The 16818-nt window shown below is 69.0% G+C and carries 11 protein-coding genes and 2 pseudogenes; 5 read left to right on the forward strand and 8 right to left on the reverse strand.

The window, feature by feature from the left end; all coding sequences use genetic code 11:
• Positions 1-27: 27 nt before the first annotated feature.
• A complete protein-coding gene (locus ABD355_RS31920; RefSeq protein ID WP_344404324.1) occupies positions 28-699 on the reverse strand; it encodes a FadR/GntR family transcriptional regulator in 672 nt (223 codons plus the stop codon).
• 93 nt (positions 700-792) lie between these two features.
• A pseudogene (locus ABD355_RS31925) lies at positions 793-1264 on the reverse strand (amidohydrolase family protein); the annotation flags it as partial.
• On the opposite strand from ABD355_RS31925, the pseudogene ABD355_RS44755 reads away from it, so the two are divergent.
• Positions 1263-1638 (forward strand): annotated as a pseudogene (locus tag ABD355_RS44755) (S-methyl-5-thioribose kinase); the annotation flags it as partial. The pseudogenes ABD355_RS31925 and ABD355_RS44755 sit on opposite strands and share 2 nt — an antisense overlap.
• Here ABD355_RS44755 and ABD355_RS31935 read toward each other — a convergent pair.
• From ABD355_RS31935 to ABD355_RS31955, 5 genes are all read right to left on the reverse strand, one after another.
• Positions 1627-2187, reverse strand: a complete 561-nt coding sequence (locus ABD355_RS31935) for an SMI1/KNR4 family protein (protein WP_344404326.1) — start codon at positions 2185-2187, stop codon at positions 1627-1629. The pseudogene ABD355_RS44755 and the gene ABD355_RS31935 overlap by 12 nt on opposite strands.
• 157 nt (positions 2188-2344) lie before the next feature.
• Complete coding sequence (locus ABD355_RS31940; protein WP_344404327.1) at positions 2345-3961, reverse strand: glycerol-3-phosphate dehydrogenase/oxidase; 1617 nt, start codon at positions 3959-3961, stop codon at positions 2345-2347.
• A gap of 52 nt (positions 3962-4013) precedes the next feature.
• Positions 4014-5555, reverse strand: a complete 1542-nt coding sequence (gene glpK, locus ABD355_RS31945; RefSeq protein WP_344404328.1) for a glycerol kinase GlpK — start codon at positions 5553-5555, stop codon at positions 4014-4016.
• A gap of 78 nt (positions 5556-5633) precedes the next feature.
• Positions 5634-6434 carry an MIP/aquaporin family protein gene (locus ABD355_RS31950; protein ID WP_344404329.1) on the reverse strand — a complete coding sequence of 267 codons (801 nt, stop codon included), beginning with the start codon at positions 6432-6434 and terminating at the stop codon, positions 5634-5636.
• Between the two features lie 377 nt (positions 6435-6811).
• The gene (locus ABD355_RS31955) at positions 6812-7576 is read right to left on the reverse strand and encodes an IclR family transcriptional regulator (protein WP_344404330.1); all 765 of its coding nucleotides are present in this window, start codon (positions 7574-7576) and stop codon (positions 6812-6814) included.
• A gap of 294 nt (positions 7577-7870) precedes the next feature.
• Here ABD355_RS31955 and metH point away from each other — a divergent pair, with 294 nt between their 5' ends.
• The 4 genes from metH to ABD355_RS31975 all read left to right on the forward strand — a co-directional run bounded on the left by metH (position 7871) and on the right by ABD355_RS31975 (position 16006).
• A complete protein-coding gene (metH, locus tag ABD355_RS31960) occupies positions 7871-11386 on the forward strand; it encodes a methionine synthase (protein ID WP_344404331.1) in 3516 nt (1171 codons plus the stop codon).
• 207 nt (positions 11387-11593) lie between these two features.
• The gene (locus ABD355_RS31965) at positions 11594-12289 is read left to right on the forward strand and encodes an HAD family hydrolase (protein ID WP_344404332.1); all 696 of its coding nucleotides are present in this window, start codon (positions 11594-11596) and stop codon (positions 12287-12289) included.
• Positions 12290-12752: 463 nt separating this feature from the next.
• On the forward strand, positions 12753-14357 hold the full coding sequence (locus tag ABD355_RS31970) for an ABC transporter substrate-binding protein (RefSeq protein ID WP_344404333.1): 1605 nt from the start codon (positions 12753-12755) through the stop codon (positions 14355-14357).
• A 68-nt stretch (positions 14358-14425) separates the two neighbouring features.
• Positions 14426-16006: an ABC transporter substrate-binding protein gene (locus ABD355_RS31975; RefSeq protein ID WP_344404334.1), complete on the forward strand. Its 1581-nt coding sequence runs from the start codon at positions 14426-14428 to the stop codon at positions 16004-16006.
• A gap of 69 nt (positions 16007-16075) precedes the next feature.
• Here ABD355_RS31975 and ABD355_RS31980 read toward each other — a convergent pair whose 3' ends face one another.
• A complete protein-coding gene (locus tag ABD355_RS31980; protein WP_099927643.1) occupies positions 16076-16747 on the reverse strand; it encodes a response regulator in 672 nt (223 codons plus the stop codon).
• Positions 16748-16818 lie beyond the last annotated feature (71 nt).

Consider the following 16818-nt stretch of genomic DNA (forward strand, 5'->3'; position numbering starts at 1 on the left):
GTCGCGGGCCCCCGTGCGGGAAGCCGCTCAGAGCGTCGAGCGGAGCCACTGCTCCACGCTCGCGATGTGCACCGTCGCCCAGGACCGCGCGGCCTCCGCGTCCCGGTCGCGCAGGGCGGCCAGGATCGCCCGGTGCTCGTGCAGGGTGCGGCTGACCGCGTCCTCCTGGGTCAGACCGCGCCAGATGCGGGCCCGGGTGGTCGGCCCCGACAGGCCGTCCAGCAGCGAGCAGAGCACCGAGTTGCCGGAACTCTGCACGATGCCCCGGTGGAAGTCGAGGTCACAGGCGACCAGCTCCTCCACCGACGGGGTGTCCCCGAGCTTCTCCAACTGGGCCGACAGCGCGTCCAGTTGCTGCTCGCTGATCCTGGACGCGGCCATCGCCGTGGCGGCCGGCTCCAGGATGCGGCGCACCGCAAGGAACTCCAGCACGGTGTCGTCGCGGTGGAAGTCGACGACGAAGCTCAGTGCCTCCAGCAGCAGCTGCGGATCGAGGCTGGTCACATACGTTCCGTCGCCCTGCCGCACGTCCAGGATCCGGATCAGCGACAGGGCCCGCACGGCCTCCCGCAGGGAGTTGCGGGACAGGCCCAGCTCGGCGGCCAGTTCGCTCTCCTTGGGCAGCCGGTCGCCGGGGCGCAGCGCGCCGGAGACGATCATTCCCTTGATCTTCTCGATCGCCTCGTCGGTGACTGCCATGGGCGGCCTCCCTGTCGTTCAGACCTGTCGTTCAGACATCCGATGTATCAGCTCATTATGGGGGTTCAGTGGGCTGAACGGGGTGCCGAATGCTCAGCTCAGGGCGAGAACCTCCAGGTCGGCGAGGACGGCGCCCTCGTCGAGAGTCCTCAGGCCACGGTCCCGCATCAGCACCCGCCCGTCCACGACGGTGTCCGGTACGTCCGTCGACGTGTGCCGCATACGCGAGCGTGGACCAAGCGTCGTGCAGCAGCCGCAGGTGCGGGGCGCCCAGGTCGAGGACGATCAGGTCGGCCCGCTTGCCCGCCTGACGGGAGCCCAGCTGGTCGGCGAGCCCCAACGCCCCCGGCCCCTCGATCGTCGCCATGCGTACGGCTTGCTCGGTGCCGACCACCGTGGCGTCGCCGCCCGCTTTGTGGACCAGGGCCGCCTGGCGCACCGCCCCCAGCACGTCCGGCGTGCTGGAGCTGACGGCTCCGTCGGTGCCGAGCCCGACGGTCACTCCGGCACCGAGCAGCCGGGGCACCGGCGCGATTCCGCACCCGGGTTCCAGGTTGCACACCGGCTTCGACCTCAGCCTGTACTGGGCCAACGCCCTGGTCTCGGAGGAACGGGCACGCGCGCTGGGCACCCTGTCCGACCACGCCGACAAGCTCAGCCCCTCCTGGGGAGGCCTTCGAGACGGAGTTCCGCCGCCTGTGGCCCACCCGAGTGTGGCACCTTCTTCGACGACGCATCTGGACGGAGTCACTGGGCTACGCCGGCACGGAAGTCATCCGCCGCATCATCGGCTTCGCCCACCTGACCGACCTCACGACCCTGGCGGAACCGCTACCGGCGTTCCGGCGTGCCCTGCTGCTGGGACGCGAACTGATCCTGCGCCGCGAGGAGTTGGCGTACGTGGCAGCCGTACGCGAGCTCGTCGCCTCACTGGGCTGACGGGGCGTCGAACCACTCCTTGCCGGCCGCCACCCAGCCGGCAAAGCCGGGCTCGGCGGTCGTGAAGCCGAACTCCGAGCCGAACGGCATCGCGCCCACATCGGTGATGTGCCATATGTGCCCGCGCTGAGGGCCGCTGACGACGAGATGCCAGTTCATCGCGCACCCGTCGGTCCCCAGCACGACCGACCCGTGGCCGAGGACACGCTCGATGGCGGCCTCGGGGTCCTCGTACGGTCCCTCGTCCTCCTCCCAGAGCCATGCCGCGGTGAGCGGGAACGGCTCGCCCGGTTTCCGGCCCGACCCGTCGTCCCCCCAGTCGTCGGGCAACTCGGCCAGCCCCAGAAGCCCGTACTCCGGCGGCCCCTGGAACGATCCGTCCAACACCTCCGCCACGAACGTCCGGTAGGGCTCCGGCAGCGCCACCCCGTGCTCCGCCTCGAAGGCGCGCACCGCCTCCCAGCCGAGCGCCGACTCCCCGCCGTCGTCCACGCCGAACGCCGCACGGAGCGCGGCGAGATCCTCGGCAGTGGCCTGATCGATGTTCATGCGCCCATGAAAACATCCGCCACTGACAACGACGGGCACACGCGAAAAGGGCGGCTCCGTCGGCGCGGAGTCGCCCCTCTCGCGGATCCGGCCCCTAGGGGAGAGGGACCGGTCCCCGATCGTGCCGGCCCTGGTCAGGGAAGGGGCCGACGCGAGGTCACTTCTTGTCGAGCAGGTCCTGGACCTTGGCGCGGACCTCGTCCGTGGCCAGGCCCCGGATCGTCAGCGTCGTGCGACGGCGCAGCACGTCGTCCGCCGTCTCGGCCCACTCGTTGTCCCGGGCGTACACCACCTGCGCCCAGATCTCCGGAGCGTCGGGGTGGACACGCTCGCCCAGCTCCGGGTTCTCATTGGCGAGGCGGGCGATGTCGAAGGACAGCGAACCGTAGTGCGTGGCCAGGTGCTTGGCGGTGTCGGCGGCCATCCGCGGACCGGGCGCCGGGTTGTCCACCAGCAGCCGGTGGGCGACCGCACGCGGGTTGGCGACACCCGGCAGCGGCAGCTTCTTCGGGAGCGAGGAGATGGGCTCGAAGTCGTCACCCAGCGGCGCGCCCGGCAGCGCCTCCAGCTTCTGCATCACCGTACGGCCGATGTGCCGGAAGGTGGTCCACTTGCCGCCCGCGACGGACAGCATCCCGCCGCGGCCCTCCGTGACCACCGTCTCGCGCTTGGCCTTCGCCGTGTCGCCGGGGCCGCCGGGCAGCACCCGCAGACCCGCGAAGGAGTACGTGATCAGGTCACGGCTGAGCTGCTGGTCCCGGACGGAGAACGCGGCCTCGTCCAGGATCTGGGATATGTCCTTCTCGGTGACCGAGACGTCCGCCGGGTCGCCCTCGAACTCCTCGTCGGTCGTGCCGAGAAGCAGCATGTCCTCCCAGGGGAGGGCGAAGGTGATGCGGTACTTGTCGATGGGGGTGGCGAGCGCGGCCTTCCACGGAGAGGTCCGCTTCAGGACCAGATGCGCGCCCTTCGACAGCCGGATCGACGGCGCGGCATTCGGGTCCTCCATGCGGCGCAGGTGGTCGACCCACGGACCGGTCGCGTTCAGCACCAGACGGGCGTTGACACCGAACTCGTCACCCGTCGTACGGTCCTTGAGGTCCGCGCCGGTCACCCGGCCCTTGGTGAACCGGAGGCCGGTCACCTCGGCGTGGTTCAGGACGACCGCACCCGCCTCGACGGCCGCGCGGACCGTCATCAGCGCCATGCGCGCGTCGTTCATCTGGTCGTCGCCGTAGACGGCGACGGCCTTGAGGTTCTCGGTGCGCAGCTCGGGCACGTCCTGCGCCGCCTTCGCGGGCGACAGGAGGTGGCCGACGCCGTCACCGAACGCGGAGAGCGCGGAGTAGGCGAAGACGCCCGCCCCGAGCTTCGCAGCGCCGTGCGGCCCGCCCTTGTACACGGGGAGGTAGAACGTGAGCGGGTTCGCCAGGTGGGGGGCCACCTGACGAGAGACCGCACGGCGCTCGAAGTGGTTCTCCGCCACCAGCTTCACCGCGCCGGTCTGCAGATAGCGCAGACCGCCGTGGAGCAGCTTGGAGGAGGCGGAAGAGGTGGCGCCGGCGAAGTCGCCGGCGTCGACCAGCGCCACCCTGAGGCCGGACTGCGCGGCGTGCCAGGCGGTGGAGATGCCCAGGATGCCGCCGCCGATCACGAGGAGGTCGTACGACGCCTTGGCGAGCTGCTCCCGGGTCTCGGCGCGGCTCGGGTTGGAGCCGGAGGCCGGGCGCGTACCCAGGGCAGGCACGGACTGCAGGGTGGACTGACTGGTCATTTCGGGTTCTTACTCCTCATCAGAGCTTTCGAGGGCCTATGCGGAGCCCTCGTCAGCTCTCTTCGTCCTCGAGCCAGCCCATCGTCCGCTCGACGGCCTTGAGCCAGCTCTTGTACTCACGGTCGCGGGTCTCCGCGTCCATGCGGGGGGTCCACTCGGCGGCCCGGCGCCAGTTGGCACGCAGGTCGTCGGTGCTGGTCCAGAAGCCGACGGCGAGACCGGCGGCGTAGGCGGCACCGAGGCAGGTCGTCTCGGCGACCATCGGGCGCACCACGGGCGCGTCCAGGAAGTCCGAGAGGGTCTGCATCAGCAGGTTGTTGGAGGTCATGCCGCCGTCGACCTTGAGGGCCGCGAGCTCGACGCCGGAGTCCTTGGTCATGGCGTCCGTGATCTCACGGGTCTGCCAGGCGGTGGCCTCCAGGACGGCGCGCGCGAGGTGCGCCTTGGTGACGTACCGGGTCAGGCCGGCGATCACACCGCGGGCGTCGGAGCGCCAGTACGGGGCGAACAGACCGGAGAAGGCCGGCACGAAGTAGGCGCCGCCGTTGTCCTCGACCGAGAGCGCGAGCGTCTCGATCTCTGCGGCGGTGGAGATCAGGCCCATCTGGTCGCGCATCCACTGCACCAGCGAACCGGTGACGGCGATGGAGCCCTCGAGGGCGTAGACCGGCTTCTCGTCGCCGATGCGGTAGCCGACGGTGGTCAGCAGGCCGCTGTACGAGTTGATGATCTTCTCGCCGGTGTTCAGCAGCATGAAGGTGCCGGTGCCGTACGTCGACTTGGCCTCGCCCTCCGCGAAACAGGTCTGGCCGAACAGGGCCGCCTGCTGGTCGCCGAGCGCGGAGGCGACCGGGATGCCGCCGAGCAGATCGCCCAGCTTTCCGCCCTTGATCTCGCCGTAGACCTCGGCGGAGGAGCGGATCTCCGGCAGCATCGCCAGCGGGACGCCGATGGACTCGGCGATCTTCTCGTCCCACTCCAGCGTGTGCAGGTTCATCAGCATGGTGCGGGAGGCGTTGGTGACGTCGGTGTAGTGCTTGCCGCCGTCGACACCACCGGTCAGGTTCCAGATGACCCAGGTGTCCATGGTGCCGAAGAGGATGTCGCCCGCCTCGGCGCGCTCCCGCAGCCCCTCGACGTTGTCGAGCAGCCAGCGGGCCTTCGGGCCGGCGAAGTAGGAGGCGAGGGGGAGACCGGTCTCGCGGCGGAAACGGTCCTGCCCGACGTTGCGGCCGAGTTCCTTGCACAGGGCGTCGGTGCGGGTGTCCTGCCAGACGATGGCGTTGTGGACGGGCTCACCGGTGTTCTTGTCCCAGAGCAGCGTGGTCTCGCGCTGGTTGGTGATGCCGATGGCCTTGATGTCGTCACGGGTGATGCCGGCCTTCTGGATGGCTCCGGCGACGACCTCCTGGACGTTGGTCCAGATCTCGTTGGCGTCGTGCTCGACCCAGCCCGGCTTCGGGAAGATCTGCTCGTGCTCCTTCTGGTCGACGGAGACGATACGTCCGTCGCGGTCGAAGACGATGCAGCGGGAAGAGGTGGTGCCCTGGTCGATCGCGGCGATGAAGGGGCCGGCGGTGTGGGCGTCGGTCACGGTGTGCTCCTGAAGTTCCTTGGATAGGGGCTGTCTGTACGGCGCGGTGCTGTTTAAGTGCGGTGAAGGCTGGTGCTCTTAAGCAAAAGCGACGTTGTAGATGCCTGCAGCGATCGCGGCGCCGATCAGGGGACCGACGACCGGGACCCAGGCGTAGCCCCAGTCGGAGCCGCCCTTGTTGGGCAGGGGCAGGAGGGCGTGCACGATGCGCGGACCGAGGTCACGGGCCGGGTTGATCGCGTAGCCGGTCGGACCGCCGAGGGACAGACCGATGGAGACGACGACGAGCGAGGTGATCAGGGCGCCCAGGACACCCAGGCCCTTGCCGCTGTCGTTGAGGCCCTGGGTGAGGACGGCGAGCACCAGCACGATGGTGCCGATGACCTCCGTGGCGACGTTCTGCCAGGCGACCCGGACCTCGGGGCCGGTGGAGAAGATGCCCAGGACCGGGCCCGCGCCCTTCTCCTGGGCCTCGACGGCCTTGGCCGCCGTGGCCTGCGCACCCGGACCGCCGACGATCTCCTTGTCGGTGAGGTGCGCGTGGAACTGACCGTAGTAGGCGACCCAGACCAGAGCCGCACCGATCGCGGCGCCGAGCAGCTGCCCGCCCCAGTAGACCGGGACGTCGCTCCAGGCGATGCCGTTCTTCTTGAGCGCGAGTGCGAGCGTCACGGCCGGGTTGAGATGGGCGCCGGACAGCGGCGCCGAGGTGTAGACCGCCGTGAGTACCGCGAAGCCCCACCCGAAGGTGATGGCCAGCCAGCCGGCGTTACGGGCCTTGGAGGCCTTCAGCGTCACGGCGGCGCAGACACCGCCGCCGAGCAGGATGAGTATGGCGGTACCGATGGTCTCGCCGATGAAGATGTCGGAGCTGGACACCCGCGACTCCTTTGTCCTTCGTCCAGGGGACCGAACCCCGGGTCCCTCCGGGAGTTCGAGCTGCCCTCGGGGGTGAGAGCGAATACCGGCCCTTGGCGTTGTCACACTCTAGCGCGTATTGCCGGTAGGTGTTCGACAATGCCGACCGATGGACGGGAGTCTTGCTCCGGCGTCAGGTGTCCGTCAAGGGCCTGTGTTGGCGAAAATGCGATCGTTATCGATTGCTGTGAGCTGTCGATCTTGCAGGTCAGGTGCGTACGGACGGGTAACAAGCACCCGGCGTACCGACCGGGCGGTCCGCCGGGCGCTGCCCGGGCACGACGAAGGCCGGGGCGCCATGTGGCGCCCCGGCCCACTCCTGCGTTCCGCCGCGCCTCTCAGAACCGTCCGGCGCCCAGATCCCGCGACACCGCACGGGCGCAGTCCCGCACCGCGGCGATCAGCTCCGGGCGCAGCTCGCCGTCCCGGCACAGCCGCTCCACCGCGCCGGTGATGCCCACCGCGCCCACCGGCATCCGCCGCCGGTCGTGGATGGGTGCGGCCACCGAGGCGACGCCCTCCCAGGTCTCCTCGACGTCGGCGGCGTAGCCACGCGCCCGCGAGATGTCGAGGATGTGCTCGAAGTCCTCCTGCTCGCACACGGTCCGGTCGGTGAAGGGCTTGCGGTCGGCCTCCATGGCCTCGCTGTGCGCGACCGGGTCGTACGCCGAAAGGACCTTGCCGAGGGCCGTGGAGTGCAGGGGCTGCATGGCCCCTATCTCCAGCACTTGACGGCTGTCGTCGGGCCGGAAGACGTGGTGCACGATCAGTACGCCCTGCTGGTGCAGGACACCGAGATACACGCTCTCCCCGCTGGACCGGGCCAGGTCGTCCGTCCACACCAGGGCGCGCGCCCGCAGCTCGTGCACGTCGAGATAGGTGGTGCCCAGGCGCAGCAGCTCGGCGCCCAGCTGATAGCGCCCGGAGGCGTCGTCCTGCTCGACGAAACCCTCCTGCTGGAGGGTGCGCAGAATCCCGTGGGCGGTGCCCTTGGCGAGGCCCAGTGACGAGGCGATGTCCGAGAGGCCGAGCCGTCGCTCGCCGCCCGCGAGCAGCCGCAGCATCGCGGCCGCCCGTTCGAGCGACTGGATGTTCCGTGCCATCGCCGTACTGCCTCCGTCCCCTTCGACCGTCGACGTGCGACGTCGCTGCCGCTGTTCGGCAATGTCGAACACTACCGGTCGATGTCGACCTCCCGCTAATGGTCGGTCCGTATCCGTCGGGTTCTGTTGTGTCACTGGTATCCCGGGAGTGACCTGCCCGTCATCCTCGTCCGTCCCGTGGACGCCCCTGACCATCCCCGGCCGTCCCGGTTACTCTGGCGGGGTGCGCCCACCGCGGAGAGTTCCACGGACCGCGCAAAGCCGACAGCCGTCGCACCCTAAGGGAGCCCCTTCATGGCCTCGTCGCCACTGACCCCTTCCGCCGACAGCCGGACCCGTGTGTCCGCGCTCCGTGAGGCGCTCGCCACCCGAGTGGTGGTCGCCGACGGAGCGATGGGCACCATGCTGCAGGCGCAGGACCCCACGCTGGACGACTTCCAGCAGCTGGAGGGCTGCAACGAGGTCCTCAACGTCACCCGCCCCGACATCGTCCGCTCGGTGCACTCCGCGTACTTCGACGCGGGTGTCGACTGCGTGGAGACCAACACCTTCGGCGCGAACCTCACCGCGCTCGGCGAGTACGACATCCCCGAGCGCGTCGCCGAGCTGTCCGAGGCCGGCGCCCGCATCGCCCGCGAGACGGCGGACGAGTACGCCGCCCGCGACGGTCGGCAGCGCTGGGTGCTGGGTTCGATGGGCCCCGGCACCAAGCTGCCCACCCTCGGCCACACCACGTTCAACGCCATCCGCGACGCCTACCAGCAGAACGCCGAGGGCCTGCTCGCCGGCGGCGCGGACGCGCTCCTCGTCGAGACCACCCAGGACCTGCTGCAGACCAAGGCATCCGTGCTGGCCGCCCGCCGGGCGATGGAGACCGCCGGCCATGAGGTCCCGCTGATCGTGTCGGTGACGGTGGAGACGACCGGCACCATGCTGCTCGGCTCGGAGATCGGCGCCGCGCTCACCGCGCTGGAGCCGCTCGGCATCGACATGATCGGTCTGAACTGCGCGACCGGCCCGGCCGAGATGAGCGAGCACCTGCGCTACCTGGCCCGCCATGCGCGCATCCAGCTGTCCTGCATGCCCAACGCGGGCCTCCCGGTCCTCGGCAAGGACGGCGCCCACTACCCCCTCACGGCGCCGGAGCTCGCCGACGCCCAGGAGACCTTCGTACGGGAGTACGGTCTGTCCCTGGTCGGCGGCTGCTGCGGCACCACCCCGGAGCATCTGCGTCAGGTCGTCGAGCGGGTCCGCGGCCTCGCCCCGACCGAGCGCAGCCCGCAGCCCGAGCCGGGTGCCGCCTCCCTCTACCAGAGCGTGCCGTTCCGTCAGGACACCTCGTATCTGGCGATCGGTGAGCGCACCAACGCCAACGGTTCGAAGAAGTTCCGCGAGGCCATGCTGGCCGGCCGCTGGGACGACTGTGTGGAGATGGCCCGCGACCAGATCCGCGAGGGCGCCCACATGCTGGACCTGTGCGTGGACTACGTCGGCCGCGACGGGGTTGCGGACATGGAGGAGCTGGCCGGCCGCTTCGCCACCGCCTCCACCCTGCCGATCGTGCTGGACTCCACCGAGGTCGACGTCATCAGGGCCGGCCTGGAGAAGCTCGGCGGGCGCGCGGTCATCAACTCCGTCAACTACGAGGACGGCGACGGCCCCGAATCCCGCTTCGCGAAGGTCACCCAGCTCGCCCGCGAGCACGGCGCCGCGCTGATCGCGCTGACCATCGACGAGGAGGGCCAGGCCCGCACCCCCGAGAAGAAGGTCGAGATCGCCGAACGGCTCATCGACGACCTGACCGGCAACTGGGGCATCCACGAGTCGGACATCCTCATCGACACCCTGACCTTCACCATCTGCACCGGTCAGGAGGAGTCCCGCAAGGACGGCATCGCCACCATCGAGGCGATCCGCGAGCTCAAGCGCCGCCACCCCGACGTGCAGACCACGCTGGGCCTGTCGAACATCTCCTTCGGTCTCAACCCGGCCGCGCGGATCCTGCTCAACTCCGTCTTCCTGGACGAGTGCGTCAAGGCGGGCCTGGACTCGGCGATCGTGCACGCCTCGAAGATCCTGCCGATCGCCCGGTTCTCCGAGGAAGAGGTGCAGACGGCCCTCGACCTCATCCACGACCGGCGCAGCGAGGGATATGACCCGCTCCAGAAACTGATGGCGCTGTTCGAGGGCGCCACGGCGAAGTCGCTGAAGGCGGGCAAGGCGGAGGAGCTGGCCGCGCTGCCGCTGGAGGAGCGCCTCAAGCGGCGCATCATCGACGGCGAGCGCAACGGCCTGGAGACGGACCTCGACGAGGCCCTGCGGGAGCGCCCCGCCCTGGACATCGTCAACGAGACGCTCCTGGACGGCATGAAGGTCGTCGGTGAGCTGTTCGGCTCGGGTCAGATGCAGCTGCCGTTCGTGCTGCAGTCCGCGGAGGTCATGAAGGCCGCGGTCGCCCATCTGGAACCGCACATGGAGAAGTCGGACGCGGAGGGCAAGGGCACCATCGTGCTGGCCACCGTGCGCGGCGACGTCCACGACATCGGCAAGAACCTCGTCGACATCATCCTGTCCAACAACGGCTACAACGTGGTCAACCTCGGCATCAAGCAGCCGGTCTCCGCGATCCTGGAGGCCGCCGCCGAGCACAAGGCGGACGTCATCGGCATGTCCGGGCTCCTGGTCAAGTCCACGGTGATCATGAAGGAGAACCTGGAGGAGCTCAACCAGCGCGGCCTGGCGGCGGACTTCCCCGTCATCCTGGGCGGTGCAGCGCTGACCAGGGCGTATGTCGAGCAGGACCTGCACGAGATCTACGAGGGCGAAGTCCGCTACGCCCGGGACGCCTTCGAGGGCCTGCGCCTGATGGACGCACTGATCGGCGTCAAGCGCGGTGTGCCCGGCGCCAAGCTGCCCGAGCTCAAGCAGCGCCGGGTGCGGGCGACTCCGGCGGTCGAGGTGGAGGAGCGCCCGGAAGAGGGGCACGTCCGCTCCGACGTCGCCACCGACAACCCCGTCCCCACCCCGCCGTTCTGGGGCACCCGCGTCATCAAGGGCATCCAGCTCAAGGAGTACGCGTCCTGGCTCGACGAGGGCGCCCTGTTCAAGGGCCAGTGGGGCCTCAAGCAGGCCCGCACCGGTGAGGGACCGACGTACGAGGAACTCGTCGAGACCGACGGCCGGCCGCGGCTGCGCGGTCTGCTGGACCGGCTGCAGACCGACAACCTGCTGGAAGCGGCCGTGGTCTACGGCTACTTCCCGTGCGTCTCCAAGGACGACGACCTGATCATCCTGGACGAGCAGGGCAACGAGCGCACCCGCTTCACCTTCCCGCGGCAGCGCCGCGGCCGCCGGCTGTGCCTGGCGGACTTCTTCCGCCCGGAGGAGGCGGGGGAGACCGACGTCGTCGGCCTTCAGGTCGTCACCGTGGGCTCGCGGATCGGCGAGGAGACGGCCCGCATGTTCGAGGCCAACGCCTACCGCGACTACCTCGAACTGCACGGCCTGTCGGTGCAGCTGGCGGAGGCGCTCGCCGAGTACTGGCACGCGCGGGTGCGTTCGGAGCTGGGCTTCGCCGGCGAGGACCCGAGCCAGATGGAGGACATGTTCGCCCTGAAGTACAGGGGCGCCCGCTTCTCCCTCGGCTACGGCGCCTGTCCCGACCTGGAGGACCGCGCCAAGATCGCGGACCTGCTCCAGCCGGAGCGCATCGGCGTCCACCTCTCCGAGGAGTTCCAGCTCCACCCGGAGCAGTCCACGGACGCGATCGTGATCCACCACCCCGAGGCGAAGTACTTCAACGCCCGCTGAAAGCCCGTCGAAAAGGCCGGCGAAAAGGCCGCCCGAGGGCACATCGGCGCACGTCACGGCGGCCCCCGGCGGTATACACGGTGTGCCCCGGACCACGCCGGATAAACGAGGCGCTTCGGCCGCAACAGTCGTACACTGGTCGGTCCACTGCAGGCCGGTTCCCCGCGCGGGAACCGGCCTGCTCGCCCCTCAAGGAGGTGCGCCCGGATGACCAGTACGGTCCCCGCGCTCGGAACCCGTACGGCCGAAGGCTCAGCCCTGCAGGCCGTACTCCTCGACATGGACGGAACCCTCGTGGACACCGAGGGCTTCTGGTGGGACGTCGAGGTCGAGGTCTTCGCCGGCCTCGGCCACACCCTGGACGACACCTGGCGCCATGTCGTGGTCGGCGGTCCCATGACCCGCAGCGCGGGGTTCCTGATCGAGGCCACCGGCGCCGACATCACCCTCGCCGAGCTCACGGTGCTGCTCAACCAGGGCTTCGAGGACCGCATCGACCGCGCCCTGCCACTGATGCCGGGCGCCGCCAGGCTGCTCGCCGAACTGGCCGAGTACGAGATCCCCACCGCCCTGGTCTCCGCCTCCCACCGGCGCATCATCGACCGCGTGCTCGCCTCGCTGGGCCCCCAGCACTTCGCCCTGTCGGTGGCCGGCGACGAGGTGCCGCGCACCAAGCCGCACCCCGACCCCTATCTGACCGCGGCCGCCGGACTCGGCGTGGACCCGGCCAGATGCGCGGTCGTCGAGGACACCGCGACCGGTGTCGCCTCGGCCGAGGCCGCCGGCTGCCATGTGGTCGTGGTGCCCTCCGTCGCCCCCATCGCCCCCGCCGCCCGGCGCACCGTCGTCACCTCCCTCGAAGACGTCGACCTGGCATTTCTGCGCGGACTGATCACGCTCTGATCACCCACTGATCGCCCCTCGATGACGGAAATGCGCTGAGCGTTCACCCAGCGTGCAGAGCTGATAGGACATGAATTCCCAGGGCTGGTGTACGAAAGAATTCGAAGCGCGATGGATGGTCCAATTCCGGCGCCGATCCCTGCGATTGGGAATGTGAGGTTCCCCACTCACCCGGGCCTCGACAGGTCGTGCGGGCTGTGCTCTTCGCCCCGTTTCGGGGTGCGAGGACGTGCCCTTGTGTCCCGATTGATGGAACGCTGCACGAATCCTTCCCCGGTCGGGTTTTCGGTCTGTCCGCAACCGGTTTCGCTGCGTGATGGGGGTTCAACTCCGGTGACTGCGAACCGCCGTGCTGGTGCGGACTAATCTCGTCGCGAGAACCATCGCCTCTACCCCCGTGATCCGCCGCGACACCCCTGCATGCCGGATACACGGACCTGAACAGCTCTGGAGAAACACGAGCATGAACCGCAAGACTTTGGTGCTGCCGGCCGTGGTCGGCCTGCTCGCGCCCGTGCTCGCCGCCTGTGGCAGTTCCAACAGCAGCGGCAGCGGCGGGGACGCGATCGCCGTCGGCACCACGGACCGGTTCACCGCCACGAAGGACGCACCCGCGCCGCTCGATCCGGCGTACGCGTACGACGTCGGCACCTGGAACATCCTGCGCCAGACCGTGCAGACCCTGATGATCCAGCCGAAGGGCGAGGGCGAGCCCGTGCCCGAGGCCGCGCAGAGCTGCGGCTTCACCGACTCGGGCAACGAGCGCTACGCCTGCACGCTGCGCGACGGCCTGAAGTTCTCCAACGGAGACAAGATCACCGCGGCCGATGTGAAGTACTCCATCGACCGCGCCCGCGCCATCAAGGCCGACTCCGGGGTCTCCGCCCTGCTGAACACCATCGACACCGTCGAGACGCAGGGCGACAACCAGGTCATCTTCCACCTGAAGACCGCGGACGCCACCTTCCCGTACAAGCTGTCGACTCCGGTCGCGGGCATCATCAACCCCGTCGACTACCAGAAGAACAAGCTGCGCGACGGCTTCGACGTCGACGGATCCGGCCCGTACACCCTCTCCGCCGAGGTCAAGAACGACGAGATCGTCAAGGCCACGTTCACCAAGAACCCCCACTACAAGGGGACGCTGAAGGTGAACAACTCCAAGGTCGACATGATCTCCTACGCGGACGCCGACGCGATGGGCAAGGCCCTCGACAAGGGTGACATCGACGTCATGACCCGCACCATGGCGCCGGAGCAGATCCAGAAGCTGTCCGCCGGTACCGACAGCAACGAGGACCTGGTCGAGATGTCGGGTCTGGAGATCCGCTACCTCGCCTTCAACACCAACGCGCCCACCGTGAAGAACAAGGCCGTCCGCCAGGCGATGGCCCAGCTGATCAACCGCGGTGAGATCGTCGCCAAGGTGTACGGCACCCAGGCCGAGCCGCTGTACTCGCTGGTCCCGGCGAGCATCACCGGCCACTCCAACTCGTTCTTCAACAAGTACGGCGACCCCAGCACCGCCAAGGCCAAGGCGCTGCTGACCGCCGCCAACATCACCACCCCGGTCAAGCTGACGCTGCACTACACGACCGACCACTACGGCTCGGGCACCAAGAAGGAGTTCGAGGTCCTTCAGAAGCAGCTCAACGACAGCGGGCTGTTCAACGTCGACATCCAGGGCTCGCCCTGGACGACCTTCGTCCCGGCCGAGCGCAAGGGCAAGTACGACGTCTGGGGCATGGGCTGGTTCCCGGACTTCCCGGACGCCGACAACTACCTCGCGCCGTTCCTCGACACGGACAACTTCCTCAAGCTGCCCTACCGCAACAGCAAGATCATCAACACGCTCATCCCGGCGTCCCGCCGCGAGGCCGACCGCATGGCGGCCTCCTCCAACCTGACCGAGATCCAGGACATCGTCGCCGACGACGTCCCGATCCTGCCGCTGTGGCAGGGCAAGCAGTACGTCGCCGCCCGCGGCGACGTCACGGGGACCGCGTACGCGCTCAACTCCTCCTCGACCCTTCAGCTGTGGGAGCTCGGCCGTGGCGTGAGCGGCTGATCTCTCTCGTCCCCGGGGCCCGGGGAGTGTGGCCCCGGGGTTCCGAACCCGACGAGAAGGCACATGCAGTGAACATGCGTAACCAGTGGCCAGTCCTGCCCGTAGTGGCGGGGCTGGCCTCCGGCCTTTTGACCGGCTGTGGAACGGGTGGCTCGGATTCCGGGGGGACCGGCTCGTCCGTCGTCATGGGAATGTCGGACGACGTCCTGGCGACCGACCCCGCATCCGGTTACGACCCGGGTTCCTGGCTGTTGTTCAACAACGTCTTCCAGTCGCTGCTCAGCTTCCCCGACGGAGGCACCGAGCCCGAGCCGGAAGCCGCCGAGTCGTGCGGCTTCACCGACACCTCCACCAAGGTCTACCGGTGCACCCTCAAGGACGGCCTCAAGTTCAGCAACGGTGACCCGCTCACCTCCGAGGACGTCAAGTTCTCCTTCGACCGGATGCTCAAGATCAACGACGCCGCCGGTCCGGCCATCATGTTCCCCATGCTGGACAAGGTCCAGGCGCCGGACGCCAGGACCGTCGTCTTCCGGCTGAAGGTGCCCGACGCCACCTTCCCGAGCAAGATCGCCTCCGGTGCGGGTTCCATCGTCGACCACACCCAGTACGAGGGGACCAAGCTGCGCAAGGACGGCAAGGCGGTCGGCTCCGGCCCGTACAAGCTGGACTCGTTCGGCGCCGACAAGGCCGTCTTCTCGGTCAACGACAACTACAAGGGCAACGCGAAGACGAAGAACTCCGGTGTGACGCTGCAGTTCTTCCACGGCAAACCCTCCGCCCTGAAGAAGGCGTTGCTCGACGGCAGCATCGACATCGCCTACCGGGGGCTCAGCGCGGGCGACATCGCCGACATCGAGAACGCCGACAACAGCTCCAAGGCCGAGGTCGTCGAGGGCAGCAGCGCCGAGGTCCAGCACCTGGTCTTCAACATGAAGGACCCGGTCGCCGGAAAGCTCGGCGTGCGCAAGGCCATCGCCTATCTGCTCGATCGCGACGCCCTCATTAAGGACGTCTACCAGGGCACGGCCACCCCCCTGTACTCGATCATCCCGGCGGGCATCGCCGGCCACAACACGGCCTTCTTCGACACCTACGGCGCCAGCCCCTCACCAGCGAAGGCCGCCGCCGCCCTGCGGAACGAGGGCATCACCGGCAAGGTCAAGCTGACCCTCTGGTCCACCCCCTCGCGCTACGGCCCGGCCACCGACCAGGAGCTCAAGGCGATCGCGGGGCAGCTCAACGCCAGCGGCCTCTTCGACGCCGACGTCAAGTCCGTCGCCTTCGACCAGTACGAGAAGGACATCGCCAAGGGCAAGTACGGCGTGTACGTGAAGGGCTGGGTGCCCGACTACCCGGACGCCGACAACTTCACGGCGCCCTTCTTCGGCCGGGGCAACGTGCTCAGCAACAACTACAGCAACAGCACGATCACCGGCACCCTCATCCCGCGCACCGCCGCCGAGAGCGACCGCGCCGCGACCGACAACGACTACGGCAGGCTGCAGGACATCGTCGCCGACCAGCTGCCCGTCCTCCCGGTCTGGCAGGCCAAGCAGTACGCGGTCACCCGCCAGAACGTCTACGGCCTCGAGTACTGCCTCGACGCGTCGACCGTCTTCCGCTTCTGGGAACTCAGCAAGGGCTGAGCGACGGCCGTACGCAGACGAAGGGCGCCCTCCGTGCGAGAGGGCGCCCTTCGTGTCGTACCGCTGCCGCTACTGCGCGCCCGGCCGCACCAGCCCGCTCTCGTACGCATACACCGCGGCCTGCACCCGGTCACGCAGCCCCAGCTTCGTCAGCACATGGCCCACGTGCGTCTTGACGGTGGTCTCGCTGACGAACAGATCGGCGGCGATCTCCGCGTTGGACAGCCCGCGGGCCACCAGCTTCAGCACCTCCACCTCGCGCTCGGTCAGCGTGTGCAGCGTGTCCGGCACGGGCTCGTCCCCGGAGGGCAGATGCGTGGCGTACTTGTCCAGCAGCCGCCGGGTGATGCTCGGCGCCAGCATGGCCTCGCCGCCGGCCACCACCCGGATCGCCTGCACCAGCTCGTTGGCCGGCGCGTCCTTCAGCAGAAAGCCGCTGGCCCCCGCCCGCAGCGCCTCCACCACGTACTCGTCGAGGTCGAACGTGGTCAGCACCAGCACCTTCGCCGGACCGTCCCGCCCGGGCCCGGTGATCTGCCGGGTCGCCTCCACACCGTCCATGCGAGGCATACGGATGTCCATCAGGACCACGTCGGGCTGCAGCGCCCGCACCTGGTCGAGGGCCTGGAGGCCGTCTCCGGCCTCGCCGACGACCGCGATGTCCTGCTCGGCCTCCAGGATCATCCGGAAGCCGGTACGCAGCAGCGGCTGGTCGTCGACCAGTAGGACGCGGATGGCCACGTAAGTCTCCTAATTGGGTTTCAACAGCTCAGGCCGGTGGCCGTAGCCGGAGTGGGTTGTTCGATTGTGGG

It is taken from the genome of Streptomyces longisporus, from assembly GCF_039532765.1.
GTDB classification, from domain to species: Bacteria; Actinomycetota; Actinomycetes; order Streptomycetales; family Streptomycetaceae; genus Streptomyces; species Streptomyces longisporus.